The sequence below is a fragment of the Caulifigura coniformis genome, from assembly GCF_007745175.1.
Classification (GTDB): domain Bacteria; phylum Planctomycetota; class Planctomycetia; order Planctomycetales; family Planctomycetaceae; genus Caulifigura; species Caulifigura coniformis.
Genome location: NZ_CP036271.1, coordinates 5,917,367 through 5,933,463, shown reverse-complemented (window position 1 = coordinate 5,933,463; position 16,097 = coordinate 5,917,367). Strand labels below are relative to the sequence as shown.

The following is a 16,097-nucleotide window of genomic DNA, read 5'->3' as shown; positions in this document are numbered from 1 at the left end:
AGTCACTATAGTCGGCAACCTCGGATCGCTGTAGTCGGCATTTCACGAAACACCGGCCCGGTTCGGTGATGTCATCCGCCGGATGGCAGGATTCGGCGAACACCCGCGTCGCTCCCGCGGTAGCCTTCCAGCCGAACGGTCGCCCGGGATGCGATTTCCGACTCAAATTCCCGCTCCTTGACCCTCTTCGAAAACCTGCCGTACACTGGGTCTACGGCAAGGGTTTACGACAAACTCATCCACCTCATTCTGCACGGCGCGGACATCGTGAGAGCGGTCATCAGCGATATCCACGGAAACCTCGAAGCTCTCGAGGCCGTGCTGAGCGATATCTCGAGCCAGGGGATCAAGGAGATCTATTGCCTTGGCGACGTGATTGGCTATGGGCCCAATCCTCGCGAGTGCATCGACCTGGTCATGAAAAACTGCCAGGTCACCATCCTCGGCAACCACGATCAGGCGGCATTGTTCGACCCGGAAGGTTTCAACGCCGCCGCCGAACGGTCCATTTTCTGGACCCGTCACATGCTCGAATCAGGGCCCGGCAACGAGCGCCGCTGGGAGTATCTCGGCGAGCTCCCCCGCATGCGGAAAGAGGAACAATTCCTCTTCGTTCATGGCTCGGCCCGCAACCCGCTCAATGAATATGTCTTCCCGGAAGACATCTACAACCAGCGCAAGATGGAACGCATCTTCGGCCTGGTCGAGCACTACTGCTTTCAGGGGCACACCCACATCCCGGGAGTGTTCACCGAAGAGAGCACCTTCCAGTCGCCCGATGAGTTCGACTATCGCTACGAGTTCACTGACCGCAAGACGCTCGTCAACGTCGGCTCCGTCGGCCAGCCGCGCGACACCGACAATCGCGCCTGCTACGTGGTGATCCACCCCAACATGGCCAGCGCCGTCAAAGCGGCCGCGAGTGGGCCGGGGGGAAGCGATCTTGCGGACACCCCTCCCGCCGGGACCGCAACGGTCGGAGCATCGGCCGGCGGCCCCGTCATCCAGTACCGCCGCATTCCCTACGACTTCGAAAAGACGATCGCCAAGATCTACGCGATCCCCGAGCTGGACAACTTCCTGGGCGACCGGCTCCGCGACGGACGGTGAGGACAGTCGCCAGCTCTCGATGACGAGGGAGCGATGAACGAAGCGAAGCCGGCGACGGAGCTTCAGCCCTCGGGTGCTCGCCTTCGGTTTTCACGTCGCTGCCTGACGCTGTTTGCGCTCCTGGCCATCGCCGCCGGCGTGATTTCTCTTCGCTTTAGAAGAACTCATCCTCCTGAGTTTGTCGGTCAATGGGGCATCAGGTGGGTTGGTCCGCGCCTGGATCAGGGTTTCAGGCTGAACCCCGACGGGACCGGCGAGCACTACGTCGCGTGGCACCATCCTGGAGGGCTGTACTACGACGGCGAAATCCGGTGGTGGGTGCAGGGAGATCAATTCGTGATGGAGCCTGCCGGTCTTCCATTCGCCACCCAGTTCCATCGCATGATTTCAGACGTCTACACGTCCGCAACGACAGGATACGTCGCAAGGCCGCTCACTCGTCGGGCGACGATTGAGGAGGTTTCTGTTCCGCCGGATCGACATCTGCGACTTCGCTATCCGACACGACCGGGAGAGGACCGCAAGTCCACTCTGTTGATTCCCATCGAAATCGATTCGCGTTTGCAGGCGGGCGGGAGCAAGCAGGCCATGTTGCAGAATGGGGGCCCCTATTTCTCGATCCCTGTTTCGAACGGCGCCTGGTAACCCCCGGCGGTGCAGCAATCACCGTTCGCGTCGCCGTACAGCGACACCCGCGAGCCAGCCGTTTCAAGAGAAGAGCTTCGCAATCGGCTTCCCTGCATAGAGCGAGATTGGCCGCCCCGATTTCTCCGGCAGGGTCTGGTCATGCGGAACCCCGAACGCATGGAGCATCGTCGCTGCGAGGTCATGCGGCGTGACGGGATCCTCGATTGGCGTGGTCCCCTGCTTGTCGCTCTTGCCGTAGATCGCTCCGCCCGTGATGCCCGCCCCGGCCATCAATCCGCTGTAGCAATAGGGGTAGTGTTCGCGACCGGCGCTCGCCTTATTGATCTTTGGCTGACGCCCGAATTCACCAACCCAGACGATCAGCGTGTCGTCGAGCATGCCACGATCGGCGAGGTCCACCAGCAGCGTGGAGAGCGCCTGGTCGGAGGGAGGAATCAGCTGGTTCTTCAGCTTCTCGAAATTGTTCCCGTGCGTATCCCAGAACGACGTGTTGTCGTTGTGCCAGTTGACGGAGACGAACGGCACGCCATGTTCGACGAGTCGCCGCGCCAGCAGCACGCACTGCCCGTGAATGTTTCGCCCATACCGGTTGCGAACGTCTTCCGGCTCCTGGCCAAGATCGAACGCCTTCCGTACGGCGGGCGACGTCAGCAGATCCACGGCCTGATGCTGTTTCGTCAGGAACTGGCCGGCCGGCGCCAGGTCGATCAGTCGCCGCTGCTGGTCGAGTGATTCGAGCAGGTCGGAGCGACGCGTCACCCGATCCGCCGTCGAGGAATCGAGGAGTGACAGGGCCGGAACCTGCCAGCCCTGGGCATTGGGGTCGCCTTCAATCAGGAGAGGATCGAAGGCCTGCCCGAGCCACCCGCCATGCTGTCCGGGGGCCTTTCCACCTGGCGCAGCAGGGTGATATGCCAGCCAGGGCATCGTCACGAAGCCGGGCAGCCCCAGCGACTGAGGCCTCAGTTTGTTCAGCAGCGCCCCCAGGTGGGGAGTATCCCGCTGGCTCGGCGGCTCAGCGTCACTCTTGTTCACCGGCGGCAGGTGGCCTGTGAGCAGTGTATGAGCGCTGGACAGGTGCGCCGGATCGTCGTGGTTCAACGACCGGATGAAGGCGACCCGATCCGTCAGTCCGGCCAGTTTGGTGAAGTGTTCGCACAGGTGCAGCCCGGGCGTCGCCGTCGAAATGGGCCGAAACGGCCCGCGGACCTCATCGGGTGCCTCTGGCTTCAGGTCGAACGTATCGAGATGGCTCGGCCCTCCCCACATGAAGAGCAGGATGCAGCGTTTGGCCCGTCCAAAACCGGCTCCGGAGGTCGTCACCTCCGCGGAGGCGGGAACGGATGAGAGAACTCCCGCCAGGGATGCCGCCCCCCCCGCCGCCAGCACCGACCGCCGGCTGACGGACGCCCAGCGTCGAAACTCCGAACATCCCTGTCGATCTGAGGTGCGACTTCCGCCGGCCATCAAGTCAAGTCCTTGTGAATCGCGATCAATCCAGTGCATCAGTGTCCATTGATGCGTCCCCCGAACGCAAGTCCAAAGCCCTCCGGCCGCTGTGGTTCCGCGGCCTGTGCGTGGTTTCGGCGTCCCGTGCCCGGATTTCCCCCTCAAGCTCCATACCGTCCCTACAACAAGTCGCTTGCCCGGGCCCACCGGGCCAAGCCGTGCGGACTCAACTGGCATCACCTCAGCCGGCCCGTTTAGAATCCGGCTCCACGGCTGGTCCGCGAGGTTTGCGAACCGGCCGAACGTTCCAGCCCCACACGATCGACTTCACGAGCAGACCTGCATCGCCATGTCCGACGCCTCAAAGAAGATGGTGGTCGCCGCAATGATTTGTGCGGGGGTGGTCGGCGTCGCGGCCCTGTCTGACCTGATCATCGGCATCCCCTTCGCCGGCCGCAGCCAGACGATGATGTTCGACATCATCATGCTCGTCTGTGCGGCGATCGTCGGCTATCTCTCCTGGGACGCCTATAAAGACCTTCGCTGACGGCCGCCTGTGGTTCATGATCCCCGGGCGGTCCCTCTGCCGCATACCAGGGAATGACCGATGCCCGCCATCAAGCGCCTCCTCGAAACCGCCCTCTACGTTCACGACCTCGACCGCTCCCAGAAGTTCTACGAGTCGGTCCTCCGTTTAAGCCCGCTCTTTGACGGCAGCGATCCCGCCGCCGACTCCCGGTTCCGGCCTATGGGGCTGCCAGGCGATTGCGTTCTGCTGCTGTTCAAACAGGGCGCGACGACTGATACGGCCGTGCTGCCCGGAGGGACCATTCCGGGTCACGGGGCGTCGGGACCGATCCACATCGCCTTCGCCGTCGATTCACTCGATGGCTGGCGGGAACATCTCGCGGCTCACGGAGTGGCGCTCGAGGGCGAGACACGCTGGCCGCGTGGCGGGACAAGCTGGTACTTCCGAGATCCCGACGGCCACTTGCTGGAAGTCGCGACGCCGGGGATCTGGCCGATTTACTGAACCGTTGGCGCCAACCTTCAGACCGAGTTGCAGACGTTACGCAGCAGCGACTCCGCGGTCCTGTCCAGAAGACTCTCGCGTCGGGGCGTCGTGTCAGTGAGTCTGACGTGACTTCGTCACCTTCGCCTTCATCTTGCAGACGACCGTGCCGGTCACGTACCCGGTGACGTCCGCACCGCTCGGCGCAGCGAAATCGAGTCCGACAGGGCCGTAGCACCGTTTCTCTGAAATCGGAGAACTCGCGATCGTGTAGTCCTCTTCAAATCGGTGCTCTTCGCCCGGAGTCAGTTCCAGGACGAAGTTCCGCCGTGCCCATGCCGGAATGTCCTTGGAAGTCCGCGGCGACATCGAGGCTCCGGTGTCCCGGACTTCGAAACGAAAGCCATTCTGCGGCGGAAAGACCATCTTGATCGGCCGATCGCTTTGATTCCTGATCAGATAGGTCGCTGGCCCGGAGTATTGGCGAAACATGGAGGTGCCGTCGATTTCCGTTTCGGTGGCATTCCAGTCCATCTGAATCGAGACAGGCGAATTGATCTCCAGAAACGACGGGAACGTCGCCAACAGGTCGGCCTGATAAGACTTAGCCATCGCATTGCGAATGGCTCCCCCGGCCCAGAGGGCCGCGATCGTGACGACAACGAGCGTCGGCCAACCGAACCGCTTCCCCCGCCGAACCACGCCATCAGGTCCGGCGACCGACTCGACTGGTGTCGTCATCCATCGACTCCCGCTGAGAATTACCCATCCGGAAGGCCGGGCGCCTGCCTCCAGGGGGGCCATCGCCTTCCGCCCAAGGTCGGCTAACATAACAGGCGCGCCGCTTCACTTCGCCACTGCCACTGCAAAAGGCCACCCATGCCCATCGAAAAAGCACTCTACACCGCCCACGCCAAGGCCACCGGCGGACGTGAAGGCAAAGCCACATCGTCCGACGGAATCCTGGACGTCAAACTCACCACTCCCAAGGAACTCGGCGGCAATGGCGCCGCGGGAACCAATCCCGAGCAGCTCTTCGCGGCCGGCTATTCGGCCTGCTTCCTCGGCGCGATGAAGTTCGTCGCCATGAAGGAGAAGAAGTCGCTTCCCGCGGACACCTCGATCGAGGGCGCCGTCGGAATCGGCACGCTGCCGACCGGCTTCGGCATTGAAGTCGAGCTGAAGATCAGCGCGCCCGGCATGCCGAAGGAAGAGGTGCAGGAGATCGTCGACAAGGCGCATTTCGTCTGCCCGTATTCGAACGCGACCCGCGGCAACATCAACGTGACGCTGACGATCGTCTGACCTGTTCGCGTTCAGAGCCCCGGACGCTGCCACGGCCGGGGCATCTGCAAGGAGTCCCCATGTCCGCCTCGTACAACCCGCTGACGCCCGAAGAAGCCCGCGTGATCCTTCATAAGGGGACCGAGCGGCCTTTCGTCGGCGAGTACACCGACAATAAAGCGGCGGGCGTCTACATCTGCCGACAGTGCAATGCTCCGCTGTACAAATCCGAGGCCAAGTTCGACAGCCATTGTGGCTGGCCCAGCTTCGACGACGAGATCCCGGGCGCCGTCGACCGCCACGCCGACGCGGATGGTTACCGCGTCGAAATTGTCTGCCACCACTGCGGCGGACACCTGGGACACGTTTTTCAGGGTGAGCGGCTGACACCCAGAAACATCCGGCATTGCGTGAACAGCATTTCGATGCGGTTTGTACCGGAGGGTGTCCTCATACCCGCACTGCGGCAGAACCAGTAGAACCGATGACGTCTTCCGGGGCCTCCCTTTGTCGGCCCTGGAAACCGGGACCGGCTCCACTGCCTGCGTCTTCACGACGGGCGACTTCGAGAACATGGATCTCTCGAACGAAGGTCGCGTCTCGAGGGGTGGTGTCACTGAATGGAGGACTCACCGCGAGAATGCAGATCTGAAATCTGCCGCTACGGGAACATCCGCTCGCCGCTCCGCATTCTCTTGATGGAGGTGCTTGCCATTCCATCGGCTGTATCGACCGCATGCCGTTCGCCGGCGTACGCTCGCCTTCCCTGAATCGTGCGGCTTAGACTGTCGCCAACGCGTAGACTGTCACTGACAAGGGTCCGATCTTTCCTTCCGGGAGCGCTCCTGTGCCTGTTCGCACCAGCCGTCGTGATGTGTTGAAGATCTCCACCGCCGCGGCGGCCGGAGCGGTGATGCCTTACTGGTTTTCGAGTTCGCGTTCCCTGGCCCAGGAAAACCGCAGCCCGAACGAACGGCCGCTGCTGGGCTGTATCGGCACGGGCGACCGCTGGAAGCAGATCATCGGGGGCGCGGCCAACTACTCGACCGCGGTCGCGGTCTGCGACGTCGATGCCAACCATCTCCGCGAAGGTCTCGAAGTTGCGAAGCAGAAGAACGGCGAGAAGAACAGCAAGCCGGTCGACTCCTACGAAGACTACCGGAAACTGCTCGACCGCAAGGACATCGATGTCGTCACGATCGTGACGCCGGACCATTGGCATTCGAAGATCGCCATCGAAGCCATGCAGGCGGGCAAGGATGTCTACTGCGAGAAGCCGCTCACGCTGACCATCATGGAGGGCAAGCAGATCTGCAAGGTGCTCGACGAGACCAAGCGGGTGTTCCAGGTGGGCACGCAGCAGCGCAGTGAAATGGGCAGCCGCTTCCTGACGGCGGTCGCGATGGTCAAAGGCGGCCGCATCGGCAAGGTCCAGCGGGTCACCTGCAACATCGGCGGCGTCGGAGCAAGCGGTGAGATCCCCGAGGTCGCGATTCCCAGGGAACTCAACTTCGACATGTGGCTCGGCCAGGCGCCGATGGTGAAATACCGTTCGAAACCGATGGCCAACGAGAAGGCCAAATATCCGCACAGCCGGGTGCACTACGAATTCCGCTGGTGGTACGAATACTCGGGCGGAAAGATGACCGACTGGGGGGCCCACCATGTCGACATCGCCAACTGGGCGCTCGGCATCGACGAAACGGGCCCGCTCTCCGCCGAACCGGTCCCGGGATCGATCGAGTCCCTCTGCCCGCTCGACAGTCGCGGCATGCCGACGCGCGACGACATGTATAACGTCGCCGGCAAGTTCGACGTCAAGGTCATGTGCCCGGGCAACGTCGAAATGCACATCGTCAGCGATTCGCCGGACGGCAACGGCATCCTGTTCGAAGGAACCGAAGGCCGTTTCCACGTCAGCCGCGGGGCGATGAAAGGGGCGCCGGTCGAGGAACTCAAGTCCAATCCCCTGCCCGAAGATGCCCTGGTGAAGCTGTACAAGGGGAAGCAGCCCGGAAACCACATGGGCAACTTCTTCGAGTGCATCAAGACCCGGGAGCAGCCAATCTCCGACGTCTACACTCACCATCGCTCCATGACGACCTGCCATCTCGCGAACATTGCCATCCGCCTGGATCGCAAGATCCAGTGGGACGCCACCCGGCAGCAGGTCGTCGGCGACGAGGAAGCGAACGGCTGGCAGTCCCGCGAACAGCGCAAGGGATACGAGATCAACGTGAAAGTTTGATCAAACCGTCACCTTCCGCGTCCTTGCAAGTCACGACGGAACACACGAATCTGACGCCGAGCTCGAAACCCAGCCGCCTCTTGCGGCTGGGTTTTCTCGTGTAACTCGACCGGCAGGAGCGATGGTGACTGGATTGACTGCGAATCGGAGATTTCCGCTGGGAAGAATCGGACTGACCGCCATCGTCCTGCTCGCAATGCTGTCCGGAACAGCGTCCTGCCAGGAGGTCGTCTCGACCGCCGAAGCCCCGGCAGCGGCGGCCGCGCATCCCGACTTCGATCACGGAGGGGGGCATGCCGATCCGGTCACGCCGCTGCTGCTCGGACTCGTCTTGATCCTGTTTTCTGCCAAGGTCGGCGGGGCCTTGATGGTCCGGCTCAAGCAGCCGGCCGTTCTGGGTGAATTGCTCGTCGGCGTCCTGATGGGCAACGCGATCCTGGCCGGCTACGACGGCTTCGAGTTTCTCCGTGCTCCGTCGGTTGAAGCCCATGGAGCCAGCGCGACGGCCGTGGCGACCACGCTCGACATGCTGGCCCGAATCGGCGTCATCCTGCTCCTGTTCGAAGTTGGACTCGAATCGAATCTGGGCGATATGCGCCGCGTCGGCGCGTCCGCATTCCTCGTGGCGATTCTCGGAGTCGTCGCACCGATGATCCTGGGCTGGTTCGTAGGGAAGTGGTTCCTGCCGGACGAATCCTGGCACGTGCATCTGTTCCTCGGGGCGACGCTGTGCGCCACCAGCGTGGGCATCACCGCCCGCGTTCTCAAGGACCTCGGCAAGACGGACCTCAAAGAATCGCAGATCGTCCTCGGCGCCGCGGTCATCGACGACGTGATGGGCCTGATTGTCCTTGCAGTCGTCCAGGCGATCATCGTCAAGGGGACCGCCAGTCTCGAAGAAGTGGCCGTGATCACCGGGAAGGCCGTCGGGTTCCTCGTCGGGGCGGTGGTCCTGGGTGAGTACCTGTTCCCTCATGTCTACAAGCTCATGGCGCGGCTCCGGGTGCACGGCATGATGACGGTCACCGGCCTGCTGGTTTGTTTCCTCCTGGCGTGGGTCGCCGCCCTGGTCGGACTGGCGCCGATCGTCGGAGCGTTCGCCGCCGGCCTCATCCTCGACGAGCGGCACTATCGGGCGCTCCAGTTGCACGACCATGACTCGATGGAGGAAAAGGTCATTCCGATCACCACGATGCTCGTTCCCATCTTCTTCGTGATGATGGGCTTCACCGTCGATCTTCGCAGCTTCGCGAACACGACCGTACTCGGCCTCGCGGCGGCCCTCACGATCGCGGCGATCATCGGCAAACAGGTCTGCGCGTTCGGCCCCATCGAGCGCGGCCTGGACCGTCTGAGCATTGGAATCGGGATGATTCCCCGCGGTGAAGTCGGGCTGATATTCGCCGCGATCGGCGCGGAGTTGAAGATCGACGGACAGCCCGTTGTCAGCCCGGCCATCAATACGGCGATCGTCGTCATGGTGATGGTGACGACCCTGATTACTCCCCCCCTGCTCGGGTGGTCGATGTCGCGCACGAGGACGGTCACCACCGCCGCCTGAAGGCCTGTCCACGCCCGGGTGGGGCGTGCATCTCCCGGCCGCGCCGCTGCTGGATAGAAAAAAAGCCCCGGCTGCTCTGAAGCGGCCGGGGCGATGGCTTCTCAGACCACTTCTTCGACGACCGGGTTCGACAATACGCCGATTTTCTCGATCTCGATCTCGACCGCGTCGCCCGCCTTGAGAAAAACGGGGGGCTTCCGGGCGCCGCCGACGCCATGCGGCGTTCCTGTGAGAATGACAGTCCCCGGCATCAGGGTCGTGCTGCCGCTGAGGAACTCGATCAGCGTCGGCACGTCGAAAATCATGTCGCTCGTCGACCAGTCCTGCATCGTCTCACCGTTGAGGCGAGTCATGATGCGGAGTTCGTTCGGATTTCCAACTTCATCGGGCGTCACCATCCACGGCCCGAGCGGACAGAACGTGTCGAACGTCTTCCCCCGACACCACTGCCCGCCCCCCCACTTCATCTGCCAGTCGCGCGCACTCACGTCGTTTCCGCACGTGTAACCGGCGACATACTGCAACGCCTCCGCCTTGCTGACGTTCTTACAAACGCGGCCGATGACAATCGCGAGTTCGCATTCGTAGTCGACCATGTCGCTCCGCAGCTTCCGCGGAAGGACAATCTCGTCGCCGGGATGGTTGGTCGCCCCGGGCCCCTTGATGAACAGCACCGGCAGTTCGGGGACCGGCTTGCCCCCCTCCTCCGCGTGCTTCCGGTAGTTGAGCCCGATACAGAGGATGATTCGCGGATCGACCGGCGCCAGGAGCTTGCCGCTGACGGCAATGCCCGAATCCTTGAAGCCAGTTTCCAGAGAGCCGGTCGCCTTCGTAAAGCGACCGTCGTCATGGCGAATCGCGGTGACAATGGTTCCAGACGATTCCTGCAGACGCGCGATCTTCATGTGGCAACGGTCCTCTCAGAGTCGAAGTGGGAACTGTCAGGTTCGAGGTCATCCCCGGCGTCTCCCGCGATTTACCGGGCGATGCGTTCCAGTCCGCCCATCCACGAACGCAGCACATCCGGAACGACGACGCTGCCGTCCGCCTGCTGATAGTTTTCGAGAAGGGCAATCATCGCGCGCGTCACGGCGATCGCCGTCCCGTTGAGCGTGTGGACGAAACGCGTCCCCTTGAAATCGGGCGACTTGCAGCGGATGCCGAGTCGTCGCGACTGGAAGTCGGTGCAGTTCGACGCCGAAGTGATTTCACCATATTCATTCCGGCCTGGCATCCACGCTTCGAGGTCGAATTTCCGGAAGGCCGAGCCTCCCAGGTCGCCCGTGCAGATGTCGATCACGCGATACGGAATCTTGAGCCCCTGGAAGATCTCTTCTTCAATCCGCACGATCGTGGCGTGCATCGCATCGGACGCCGCGACGTCCGGCGCCGTGTAGGCGAACATCTCGACCTTGGTGAACTGGTGGACGCGGTAAATCCCGCGCGTCGCCTTCCCATGAGCCCCCGCTTCGGTGCGGAAGCAGTGCGACAGGCCCCCCAGCTTCAGCGGCAGTTTGCCCGCATCGAGGATCTGATCCTTCATCAATCCGCCGAGCGGAATCTCGGCCGTCGCCACCAGCGAGAGGTCGCTCCCCTGGATCGAATAGATCTGAGCTTCGTTGCCGCGGGGGATGTATCCCGTCCCCATCAGCACTTCGTCCCGCGCCAGGTCAGGCGTCGTCAGCAGCGTGAATCCCTCGGCCCGCAGCTTCGCCAGCGCGTAGTTGATGAGCGCCTGCTCGAGCAGCACCGCTTCATTCTTCAGGAAGTAGAACCCGTGACCGGCAACCCGCGACCCGCCTTCGAGGTCGACGAGATCCAGCGCTTCCATCAGTTCGACATGTCCCTTCGGAGTAAAGTCGAACGTCGGCTTCGCCCCGAACTCCCGGACCGTCACGCTGTGCGATTCATCCGGCCCGACCGGGGCCTGGGGATGCGTCATATTCGGAATCTGCATCTGTCGTGAGCGCAGTTGCTCCTCGACTTCGCCCACCTGCTTCTCGCTGGCCGAGACCAGCTCACGCAGTTCTTTCCCGCGGGCGATCAGTGCCGGCCGTTCCTCGGCGGTCGCTTTCGGAATCCGGGCGGCAACGTCTTTCTGCTCCTGGCGCAGCCGGTCTCCCGCCCCGATCAGTCCGCGACGGGATTCCGCCAGCGTGAGCAGCTCATCCAGGTCGATTTTGACCCCGCGGTTGCTGCAGTTCTGGCGGATGGCGTCCGCGTTTTCCGTGATAAACGTCAGGTCAAGCATTGGGTCAATTCATGAGTACTGCGGCCGCCTGGTCGTCCTGGATGCTCGACGACCGTACTGGCGGGCACGCGTGTGGGCGTGATCACACGACTGGGCTGTTTGTGTCGCGAACTTTCGCGACCGTCCCCGCGAAAATCAATTCCCCTGCCGAAGCGCCGAAATCACCTCTTCCTGCTTCTCGATCAGCGGATCGAACTGCGGGATCTCCACGGCATTATTCCCCTGTTCGTGCTTCCGGAACCCGAACAGGTACGTGAAGTTCTGAGGACGCCAGCGGTGAAAGAAGAGCTCATTCTTGGCGATGATCGCCAGCCGCATCTGCTCAATCCGGTCGGCCGAGGCGGCTGATGGCTCGGGAGGATGGGCGTTCGCCGGCAGCGGAAGCACCACTCCCTCGCGGGTGGAAGCCACCTGGTCCCGCAGGCGATGCGCCAGGGCCCAGTAGCCGACCGCGGTCCCGTGGAGCCCGTCCGTCGTCAGGGACCGGCCCGCGATCGCCGATTCCTCGGCCGCCGCCCTGGTCAGGTCGATCACAGGGGCGTTTTCCGCGTCGGCCAGTTTCCGGATCGCTTCCCGGTAAGCGACCACCCCCTTGTTGAACGACATCGCCAGGTCGGGGTCGACCGTGGAAGCCGGCTCCATGTCGACCGGAAGCAGGAATGCGAAGCGCACGCCGGGCTTCCTGAGATCGTCAACCAACTTTTTGTACTGGGCGACAAATCGTTCGAGCCCGGCTGGACCGGCGAACGACTCATTGCCTCCATATGCCAGGATGATCAGAGTCGGCTTGAAATCCGCCGACATCGCCAGCATCCGCTTGTAGCCTTCGGCCGGCGCATCGAACATCCCGCGCGACTCCGCCCACACGGAGTCCCCGCTCCAGCCCAGATTACGGAACCGGATCGAGCGATCGGGAAACGAGGCAGTCAGCATCGCTTCCCAGTATCCGTAGATCTGTTCGCGCTCGATGAGCGTGCCGCCAATCCACAGCACGCGGTCGCCGTCCTTCAGTTCCAGCTTCCCGGGCGAGGCGGCGTCCACAGTCGCGGCGAAACACAGGCCTGCGGCCAGGCCGATCACGAGAAAGAGAATCCGCATGGGGCTCAGGGGGCTGATGGGGAACGCCGGGAAGGAAGTCGGACCGCCAAGATACGCCGATCGCCTCGCCGTTACCACGTTCCGACCTCGTGGAGTTTTCAGGGACGCCCGCGTATTCTGCACTGACCACGACTGGCCCGCTGAAGGGGCCCGTGATGCAGCCACGCCGAGGCTTTCCGCCGGCGGGCGGATTCCACCTACTGTCAGATTCTGATGTCGAGCGCGCACACGGAGGCAGCCCCACGGATCCGGAAACTCTCGACGGCGCTGGTCAACAAGATCGCGGCCGGAGAGGTGATCGAGCGCCCGGCCAGCGTCGTGAAAGAGCTGCTCGAAAACGCGATCGATGCCGGCGCCACCCGCATCGACATTGAGTGTCAGCAGGGAGGAGCCGAACTGATCCGCATCGTCGATGATGGTTGCGGAATCCATCCTGAAGACATCGAACTGGCCATTACCGCACACGCCACGAGCAAGCTCGCTGACGCGGACGATCTCTTCCGCGTCCAGACCATGGGCTTTCGCGGCGAGGCGCTCGCCTCGATCTCGGAAGTCTCCTCGTTCCGGCTGCGCACGCGTCCCGCTGACCTCGAGATGGGAACGGAGATCACAGTCGAAGGCGGGGTCATGACCGCCCCTCGCCCCTGCGGCGCCCCCGCGGGAACCCAGATCGACGTCCGCCAACTGTTTCTGAACACGCCGGTTCGCCGGAAGTTCCTGAAGTCGCAGGCCACCGAGTTCGCCCATATCAGCGAGCAGTTCACGCGTCTCTCCCTCGCCCAGCCGCGAATCCACTTCACCCTGCGCCACAATGACAAACTCGTCTTCGAGCTCCCGGCCGTCGACGACCTTGGCGACCGCATCGAGCAGGTGTTCGGCACGGAACTCCGCGGGCGGATGATCCCGATCGAAGGGGATCAGGCCGGACTGCGCCTGTGGGGCTTCACGGGGCACCCCGACGAAAGTCGCGCGACCCGCAAGGCCCAGTACCTGTTCGTCAACGGCCGCTGGATCCAGGATCGCACGGTTCAGCACGCGCTGACGGAGGCCTACCGCGGCCTGATGATGGTCGGCCGGCAGCCGGTCTGCTTTCTGTTCCTCGAAGTGCCTCCGGATGAAGTCGACGTCAACGTCCATCCCACCAAGGCGGAGGTCCGTTTCGTCGATCCCCAGCGTCTCTACCGGCTGGTGCTCTCCAGCATTCGCCGCAAGTTCCTGGGCCTGAACTTTGAAAGTCCCCTGCAACCGACGGCAGGCCGGTCGACATTGGCGGCCGGCGCCCCGGTGCTGTCCCCCGAGTTGCCGCTGTTCTCCCCCTCTCCCTCGACACAGCCGCCTCGAACGGCGTACGACTCGCTCGTCGAGGAGCGGCAGCGTTCAGAGTTTGCGGCCTGGGCGAAATCTCACCTGGAAACGGCCCCTCCCCGCGAAGGGATCGAGGACCTCGAGGCCGCGGCCGCCGCGCTCGAGCACCGCCCCTCCGATCACTCGCCCTCCGTCTGGCCGGCCCCTGCCTCTCAGACGACCGACCTCAGCCCGGGGGGCCCTCCGGCCCCGCGGCCCGTCACTGACCTCCCCGGCCCTGATCCAGTACCAGCAAGCCGGTCCGATGAAGATCTGCCGCGGGCGATGCAGGTGCTCGACTGCTATCTCGTCGTGGAAACAGGCGATGCCGTCACGCTCATCGATCAGCATGCCCTTCATGAGCGGATCATGTATGAGCAGCTCCGTCGACGCGTGCTCGAAGGCCGCATGGAAGTTCAGCGGCTGCTGATGCCCGTCCTGGCAGAATTGACTCCGCGGGAGGTCGGCCTGCTGCTCGATCAGACGGAGGTCCTGTCGGAACTGGGGCTGGAAGTGTCGTCACTCGGCGGCCGAAGCGTCGGAATTTCCGCGTATCCGGTCCTCCTCAGGCGAGCCGACCCGGTCGAACTCGTCCGGGCGGTCGTCGAACAGATTGAGCAGGCCGGGCAGAAACTGACGAGGCGGGACCTTATCGACTCGCTCCTGCACATGATGGCCTGCAAGGCTGCGATCAAGGCAGGACAGCGACTGACCTCCGAGGAAATCGACAGCCTGCTCGCCCAGCGGCATCTCGTGGATGATGCCCACCATTGCCCGCACGGCCGCCCCACCGCGCTGACGCTCTCCCGCGCCGAACTCGACCGGCAATTCGGCCGCCTCGGATGACGTCGCCTCGTGAAGCTTTCACGATCGGCGCCCAGGCGTTCCCGCATCACAGGCGTTCATTTGCCAGTTGATCTCTCACGCTGAATCATCGCCTGACATGCTTCGCCGCGTGAAGTATGCGGCGTGGACGGCAGATGAGCGAGAAATCACTGGCATTGCCGCAGTTCCCGGCGTGTTCGCTCAGTGAAGCATTTCTTCGGCACTACCGTTGCATTCGGGCCATTCCACGATCTGCACTGCGCTCGATGGACGTGCGCAGTCACTCCCCTGCGTTGACTGGAGAAAGCCCTATGTCAAAACGTCACTACTTTCTGAAAACGGCCCTCGCGGGCCTCACCCTCGCAGCGGCCACCGCGCAATTGAGCGCCCAGGACCGCGCCGGCGGCAGCGTCGAAGTCCGGCGCATCAGCAACATTCTGAAAACGAAAGTCGTCATCCAGGACGACAAACCGGCCGGCGAAATCGTCGACGTGGTGTACTCGGAAGGAGGCTGCATCGACTACTACGTCGCGTCCTATGACAACCGGCAATATGTCGTCCCGTTCGATGTTGTCCAGTACCGGCCCGCCGACCGGATCGTCTTTGTCGACATCGCGCCGACGCAGTTTGAACGGGTGCAGTTCTTCTCGAGCAACCAGTGGCCCGACCTTTACGCTCCGGGCTTCCGCGACCAGGTCTTCGCGTCGTTCAATGTCCGCGCGGGCGGGCGTAACCGCACGACGTTCCGCCAGGGAGCGGACGTTGATGTCGATATTCGCAACCGGGACCGTGATCGCGACCCTGACCCAGCCAACCGCGACAACGCGGCTGATCGTGACCGCCCGAACCGCGACCGTAACCAGGACGACGACCGCAACCGGCCGAGCGCTGGCACGCGGGACAGCGATCGCCCGAATGCCGGAACACGCGACGGCGACCGCCCGGACCGTGCTCCCACTCCGGCTCCCGGAGCCAAAGACGACCGCCCCCGGACCGAGCCCCGCGACAACGCTCCGCCGCGTGCTGAACCGGGAACGAACCCCGGACGCAATGACGCAACGCCGCCCCGAGCACGGGCCGGCAACAACGCCGACCGCGGCCCGGCAACTCCTCCCAAGCCGGGCGTAAATCCCGGCTCCTCGTCGGGCGCCGGTTCAACTCCTCCGGCCCGTTCAGGCGCTGAATCCGAGAAAAAGCCCCTGACGCCGCCGCCGGTGGTGCCCAAGTAATCGATTCGGCCGTCGCGACGGACTGGGTCCAACGACGC

At 63.4% G+C, this 16,097-nt stretch carries 15 protein-coding genes; 10 read left to right on the top strand and 5 right to left on the bottom strand.

The window, feature by feature from the left end; all coding sequences use genetic code 11:
• The first annotated feature begins 264 nt into the window (after positions 1–264).
• Positions 265–1,110, top strand: a complete 846-nt coding sequence (locus tag Pan44_RS23935) for a metallophosphoesterase family protein (protein ID WP_145035170.1) — start codon at positions 265–267, stop codon at positions 1,108–1,110.
• Between the two features lie 33 nt (positions 1,111–1,143).
• A complete protein-coding gene (locus tag Pan44_RS23930; RefSeq protein WP_145034271.1) occupies positions 1,144–1,755 on the top strand; it encodes a hypothetical protein in 612 nt (203 codons plus the stop codon).
• Positions 1,756–1,818: 63 nt separating this feature from the next.
• Here the strand turns inward: Pan44_RS23930 and Pan44_RS23925 are convergent, their stop codons facing one another.
• On the bottom strand, positions 1,819–3,225 hold the full coding sequence (locus Pan44_RS23925; RefSeq protein ID WP_145034270.1) for a DUF1501 domain-containing protein: 1,407 nt from the start codon (positions 3,223–3,225) through the stop codon (positions 1,819–1,821).
• Positions 3,226–3,556: 331 nt separating this feature from the next.
• On the opposite strand from Pan44_RS23925, the gene Pan44_RS23920 reads away from it, so the two are divergent.
• Together Pan44_RS23920 and Pan44_RS23915 are read left to right on the top strand one after the other, a co-directional pair.
• Positions 3,557–3,754, top strand: a complete 198-nt coding sequence (locus Pan44_RS23920; protein ID WP_145034269.1) for a hypothetical protein — start codon at positions 3,557–3,559, stop codon at positions 3,752–3,754.
• 60 nt (positions 3,755–3,814) lie between these two features.
• Entirely contained in the window at positions 3,815–4,240 is a 426-nt protein-coding gene (locus tag Pan44_RS23915) for a VOC family protein (RefSeq protein WP_145034268.1), read from the top strand.
• Between the two features lie 93 nt (positions 4,241–4,333).
• Here Pan44_RS23915 and Pan44_RS23910 read toward each other — a convergent pair whose 3' ends face one another.
• Positions 4,334–4,960: a hypothetical protein gene (locus Pan44_RS23910; RefSeq protein WP_145034267.1), complete on the bottom strand. Its 627-nt coding sequence runs from the start codon at positions 4,958–4,960 to the stop codon at positions 4,334–4,336.
• A gap of 138 nt (positions 4,961–5,098) precedes the next feature.
• Between Pan44_RS23910 and Pan44_RS23905 the strand changes: the two genes are divergently transcribed.
• From Pan44_RS23905 to Pan44_RS23890, 4 genes are all read left to right on the top strand, one after another.
• Positions 5,099–5,524, top strand: coding sequence for an organic hydroperoxide resistance protein (locus Pan44_RS23905; protein ID WP_145034266.1), 426 nt, complete (start codon positions 5,099–5,101; stop codon positions 5,522–5,524).
• Positions 5,525–5,583: 59 nt separating this feature from the next.
• Positions 5,584–5,982: a methionine-R-sulfoxide reductase gene (locus Pan44_RS23900; RefSeq protein WP_145034265.1), complete on the top strand. Its 399-nt coding sequence runs from the start codon at positions 5,584–5,586 to the stop codon at positions 5,980–5,982.
• A 368-nt stretch (positions 5,983–6,350) separates the two neighbouring features.
• Positions 6,351–7,751 (top strand): Gfo/Idh/MocA family oxidoreductase, encoded by a 1,401-nt coding sequence (locus Pan44_RS23895; RefSeq protein WP_231754148.1) that lies wholly within the window; start codon positions 6,351–6,353, stop codon positions 7,749–7,751.
• Positions 7,752–7,872: 121 nt separating this feature from the next.
• Positions 7,873–9,312, top strand: coding sequence for a cation:proton antiporter (locus Pan44_RS23890; protein WP_197453610.1), 1,440 nt, complete (start codon positions 7,873–7,875; stop codon positions 9,310–9,312).
• A gap of 101 nt (positions 9,313–9,413) precedes the next feature.
• Here the strand turns inward: Pan44_RS23890 and Pan44_RS23885 are convergent, their stop codons facing one another.
• From Pan44_RS23885 to Pan44_RS23875, 3 genes are all read right to left on the bottom strand, one after another.
• Positions 9,414–10,217 (bottom strand): fumarylacetoacetate hydrolase family protein, encoded by an 804-nt coding sequence (locus Pan44_RS23885; protein ID WP_145034264.1) that lies wholly within the window; start codon positions 10,215–10,217, stop codon positions 9,414–9,416.
• Between the two features lie 71 nt (positions 10,218–10,288).
• Positions 10,289–11,563, bottom strand: a complete 1,275-nt coding sequence (gene serS / locus Pan44_RS23880) for a serine--tRNA ligase (protein WP_145034263.1) — start codon at positions 11,561–11,563, stop codon at positions 10,289–10,291.
• Positions 11,564–11,698: 135 nt separating this feature from the next.
• Positions 11,699–12,661 carry an SGNH/GDSL hydrolase family protein gene (locus Pan44_RS23875; RefSeq protein ID WP_145034262.1) on the bottom strand — a complete coding sequence of 321 codons (963 nt, stop codon included), beginning with the start codon at positions 12,659–12,661 and terminating at the stop codon, positions 11,699–11,701.
• Positions 12,662–12,874: 213 nt separating this feature from the next.
• Here Pan44_RS23875 and mutL point away from each other — a divergent pair, with 213 nt between their 5' ends.
• Positions 12,875–14,851, top strand: a complete 1,977-nt coding sequence (mutL, locus tag Pan44_RS23870; protein WP_145034261.1) for a DNA mismatch repair endonuclease MutL — start codon at positions 12,875–12,877, stop codon at positions 14,849–14,851.
• 290 nt (positions 14,852–15,141) lie between these two features.
• Complete coding sequence (locus tag Pan44_RS23865; protein ID WP_145034260.1) at positions 15,142–16,059, top strand: PRC-barrel domain-containing protein; 918 nt, start codon at positions 15,142–15,144, stop codon at positions 16,057–16,059.
• The last annotated feature ends 38 nt before the right edge of the window (positions 16,060–16,097 follow it).

Excerpts from the sequence above, each read along its gene's own strand:
- Pan44_RS23875 (WP_145034262.1), bottom strand. The coding sequence starts at position 12,661 with ATGCGGATTCTCTTTCTCGTGATCGGCCTGGCCGCAGGCCTGTGTTTC.
- serS (WP_145034263.1), bottom strand. The coding sequence starts at position 11,563 with ATGCTTGACCTGACGTTTATCACGGAAAACGCGGACGCCATCCGCCAG.
- Pan44_RS23925 (WP_145034270.1), bottom strand. The coding sequence starts at position 3,225 with ATGGCCGGCGGAAGTCGCACCTCAGATCGACAGGGATGTTCGGAGTTT.
- Pan44_RS23865 (WP_145034260.1), top strand. The coding sequence starts at position 15,142 with ATGTCAAAACGTCACTACTTTCTGAAAACGGCCCTCGCGGGCCTCACC.
- Pan44_RS23930 (WP_145034271.1), top strand. The coding sequence starts at position 1,144 with ATGAACGAAGCGAAGCCGGCGACGGAGCTTCAGCCCTCGGGTGCTCGC.
- Pan44_RS23885 (WP_145034264.1), bottom strand. The coding sequence starts at position 10,217 with ATGAAGATCGCGCGTCTGCAGGAATCGTCTGGAACCATTGTCACCGCG.
- Pan44_RS23920 (WP_145034269.1), top strand. The coding sequence starts at position 3,557 with ATGTCCGACGCCTCAAAGAAGATGGTGGTCGCCGCAATGATTTGTGCG.
- Pan44_RS23915 (WP_145034268.1), top strand. The coding sequence starts at position 3,815 with ATGCCCGCCATCAAGCGCCTCCTCGAAACCGCCCTCTACGTTCACGAC.
- Pan44_RS23910 (WP_145034267.1), bottom strand. The coding sequence starts at position 4,960 with ATGACGACACCAGTCGAGTCGGTCGCCGGACCTGATGGCGTGGTTCGG.
- Pan44_RS23905 (WP_145034266.1), top strand. The coding sequence starts at position 5,099 with ATGCCCATCGAAAAAGCACTCTACACCGCCCACGCCAAGGCCACCGGC.
- Pan44_RS23890 (WP_197453610.1), top strand. The coding sequence starts at position 7,873 with ATGGTGACTGGATTGACTGCGAATCGGAGATTTCCGCTGGGAAGAATC.
- Pan44_RS23900 (WP_145034265.1), top strand. The coding sequence starts at position 5,584 with ATGTCCGCCTCGTACAACCCGCTGACGCCCGAAGAAGCCCGCGTGATC.
- mutL (WP_145034261.1), top strand. The coding sequence starts at position 12,875 with ATGTCGAGCGCGCACACGGAGGCAGCCCCACGGATCCGGAAACTCTCG.